The sequence below is a fragment of the Amorphus sp. 3PC139-8 genome, assembly GCF_040750475.1.
Classification (GTDB): domain Bacteria; phylum Pseudomonadota; class Alphaproteobacteria; order Rhizobiales; family Amorphaceae; genus Amorphus.
On record NZ_JABJVY010000066.1, the window covers coordinates 1 to 3,272 of the forward strand.

5 protein-coding genes are annotated in these 3,272 nt (G+C 62.5%); 4 read left to right on the forward strand and 1 reads right to left on the reverse strand.

Features of this window, described 5'->3' with window-relative positions:
- Positions 1-389 (forward strand): helix-turn-helix domain-containing protein (locus HNS03_RS25575; RefSeq protein WP_367198868.1); only part of this gene is annotated, 389 nt, incomplete at its 5' end.
- Between the two features lie 81 nt (positions 390-470).
- A complete protein-coding gene (locus tag HNS03_RS25580) occupies positions 471-1,214 on the forward strand; it encodes a sulfite exporter TauE/SafE family protein (protein ID WP_367198869.1) in 744 nt (247 codons plus the stop codon).
- Between the two features lie 198 nt (positions 1,215-1,412).
- Here the strand turns inward: HNS03_RS25580 and HNS03_RS25585 are convergent, their stop codons facing one another.
- Entirely contained in the window at positions 1,413-1,889 is a 477-nt protein-coding gene (locus HNS03_RS25585) for an Lrp/AsnC family transcriptional regulator (protein WP_367198870.1), read from the reverse strand.
- Positions 1,890-1,994: 105 nt separating this feature from the next.
- Between HNS03_RS25585 and HNS03_RS25590 the strand changes: the two genes are divergently transcribed.
- Positions 1,995-2,876 (forward strand): DMT family transporter, encoded by an 882-nt coding sequence (locus tag HNS03_RS25590; RefSeq protein WP_367198871.1) that lies wholly within the window; start codon positions 1,995-1,997, stop codon positions 2,874-2,876.
- A 19-nt stretch (positions 2,877-2,895) separates the two neighbouring features.
- On the forward strand, positions 2,896-3,272 hold a 377-nt coding region (locus HNS03_RS25595; RefSeq protein WP_367198872.1), incomplete at its 3' end, for an EamA family transporter.

Sequence of the window (3,272 nt, forward strand, 5' to 3'; positions counted from 1 at the left end):
GCTATGACGCCATGGGTCTCCCCTGGCGGTCGGGGCGCTGGCAATGCCGTCGGGCGGCGGCGCAAACAGCGGAAACAGATCCCTTTGTTCGGCGTTTGACGGCCAGCCGACGGCAGCTTTCTGGCGGCACGTCTATTGCCGATATTGCTCGTCGCTTTGGGATGTCACGCGAAGGATACACACGTAGCTTCACGCGGCTACATGGCATTTCTCCACACGCCTATGTCGTCGCCCGCCGGCTTAACCATGCTCGCCTGCTGTTACGTGGCGGACAGCCTATTGCCTCCGCCGCGCAAGAAGCTGGCTTCAGCGACCAAAGCCATTTAGGCCGCCTGTTCTTTGCGGCCTTCGGCACTAGTCCGGCCCGCTACGGCGCTGCTTACGCGTAACACCGATCACAAACATTCCAGACTGCTCCGTCCCCTCCGCATACCTTCGGGCCTGACGATGGGATCGACGGGAAACCGGTCATGGATGGTTCGACAATTGTAGTTTTGATCTCAGCGGGTGTGCTCGGCGGGGCGGCTAATGCCATCGCCGGAGGCGGCACCTTTTTCACCTTTCCAGCACTTATCGCCACCGGGCTCGACCCCGTGACGGCTAACGCGTCCAACGCGATCGCGATTTATCCTGGGCACGCGGCAGCCGTGCCGGCGTATCGCCGGGAACTGAGAATGCCGGGCCGAACTCTGCTGAGACGCGCCGCCATAGCCGCTGTCGGCGGTAGTTTCGGCGCACTGCTGCTGCTGGCAACCGGTGAGGCCGCCTTCACCGAACTTGTCCCTTGGTTGTTGGCACTAGCCACAGCGATTTTCTGGACCGCTGCCAAGCTCAATAGATTGATCGCCCGAATGAACCTTGACTCCCCCAGTGGGTCGACCGCGATCCAGTTCATCTTCGCCGTGTACGGTGGCTACTTCGGGGCTGGCCTGGGCGTGTTGCTAATGGCCGCGCTAACCATGATCGGTGTATCCGATGTCCAGAGCGCCAACGCTCAGAAGAATCTTCTGGCCGCAGTAATCACCACGATCTCGGCTGCAATTTTTATCGGTGCCGAACTCGTCCATTGGCCGAGCACCGTCGTCGTGCTCCTGGGTGCTATGGCGGGGGGTTACCTTGGCGCGCGGCTCGCCCGGCACATCCCGGCACGCGTCCTGCGCGGGTTCATTGTCTCTCTCGGATTGGCCCTCTCGGTCTACTACTTCGTCACCTGACGTCCGTATCTACCTCGCACTTGAACAAGAGAGACGGAATAAACCTCAACCCTCCAAATAGGGAATCAAACGATGCCGTATTCAGTGGCTGCACATTCAACAATAACCTACGACCAGTCTTTAGGCTCTTGCTGATCTTGGCTCGCCATATTTTCCCGGCCGGCTCGTTACCTACAGACGCTGGCGAATAACGCATGGTCATTCAATGACAACCGGCAACGGCGGTAGGCGTCGTTTAACCGGCGACGACTGGATGATGGACGTGTTCGTCATCGCGTGCGGAATGATCAGGTCGATGATGCGCTCCAAATCCGCTACGGACTGGACGTGTGCCCGCGCGAGAAAACAGTCCTCCCCGGTTATCCGGTCGCACTCGGTGATCTCGGGAATGCTGCGGATCGTCTCCGCGACCTGTGCGAGCGCGCCGGGCACTGGCCGAATGCGCAGCCACGCCGCGATGGGTAATCCGAGAGCCTCCGGCGCCAGGTCCGCGCTGTAACCCGTGATGACGCCCGCCTCTTCGAGGCGCCTCACACGTTCCGCCACAGTCGGTGCGGAGAGGCCCACCTTTCGTGCCAGCTCCGCCGTTGTCGTCCGCGCGTTCGCAACGAGGTTACGCAGAATCACCTCATCAACCGCGTCGACATCACCATTTTCATAATTAAGGCGCTTCATCGTTTTGCCCATTCATAGAAAGGATATTTCAGGGTTTTGCCATGAAATACCCATGTATCATGCCGGTATTTCCCTTCAAAATACAAATCAATAGGGAGATGCCCAATGCCATCCGAGACCATGTCCGCCCGGCGCCTAAACCGCGCCGCCGAGACCGTCCCCCCGCATGCCTGGTTCGGCGTGAGCGCGGTGTTCCACTATCTGGGACCGAGCTTCGCCGTGTTGCTGTTTCCTGCCGTGGGCGTCCTGGGGGTTGCCTGGTTCCGGATCGCCTCGGCGGCCATGATCTTTGCCCCCATCACCAAGCCCTGGCGCACTCTCCGAGAGGCGGACGGACGCACCCGGCTCCTGCTCGCCGGCCTCGGGCTGTGCCTCGCCGTCATGAACACGTCCTTCTACCTCGCGCTCGACAGGTTGCCGATGAGCCTGGTGGCAGCGATGGAATTCGTCGGCACGATCGGTGTGGCCCTCTACGGACTACGCACCGGCCGCAATGTGCTGGCGCTCGCGCTCACCGTCGTAGGCGTGTTCGTCCTCATCGACGTTAAGTGGGCGACGGACCCCTGGGGGCTGTTCTGGTCAGCGCTCAACGCGGCGCTGTTCGCCGGCTACATCCTACTCGGCCATCGGGCCGCCGCGAGCGGAGCAAACCAAGGCGTAGAGAGACTTGGCGCGGCCATGGCCATCGCCTTCGTCATCGTGATGCCCATCGGGATCGTCGAGGCGGCCAAGGCGTTCGGCGCCATCGAGCTGGTTCTCGCCGGGATCGGGGTCGGCCTGTGCTCGTCCGTGATCCCCTATGTCTGCGACCAGCTCGCCATGTCGCGCCTGCCGCGCGCCAGCTTCGCGCTGTTGCTCGCGTTGCTGCCGGCCACCGCGACGGTCATCGCGGCCATGGTCCTCGCCCAGATACCGACGGTGCAGGATCTGCTCGGCATCGTCCTGGTCATGGTCGGGATTGCTCTCCACAGACCGGCCGACATCTAGTCCGACCCAAGGATCAAAGATGACCGGAGAACCTGAGCCACGAAGCCAGCGGGAGTCTTCCGCGGACAGCGCCTTGTCGACGGGCGTCGCCTTCGGCTTCTTCGGCATGCTAGGATTCAGCGGCACGCTCGTCGCGACGCGGGCGGCGGTCGCCGACTTCTCGCCGCTGAGCATCACCTGCGCCCGGATCGTGATCGCCGGTGTGCTCGGCGCCGTCTATCTGTCGGCCGTACGCGGATGGACGCTACCCCGTCGAGATCTCTTGCCCAGCCTACTGGTCATGGGGCTTGGCCTCGCCGTCGGCTATCCGTTCTTCATCGCGCTCGCGCTCGAAAGCGTGCCGTCGGTACACGGCGCCGTGGTTGCGGGCCTTACCCCCGCGGCCACGGCGATCAT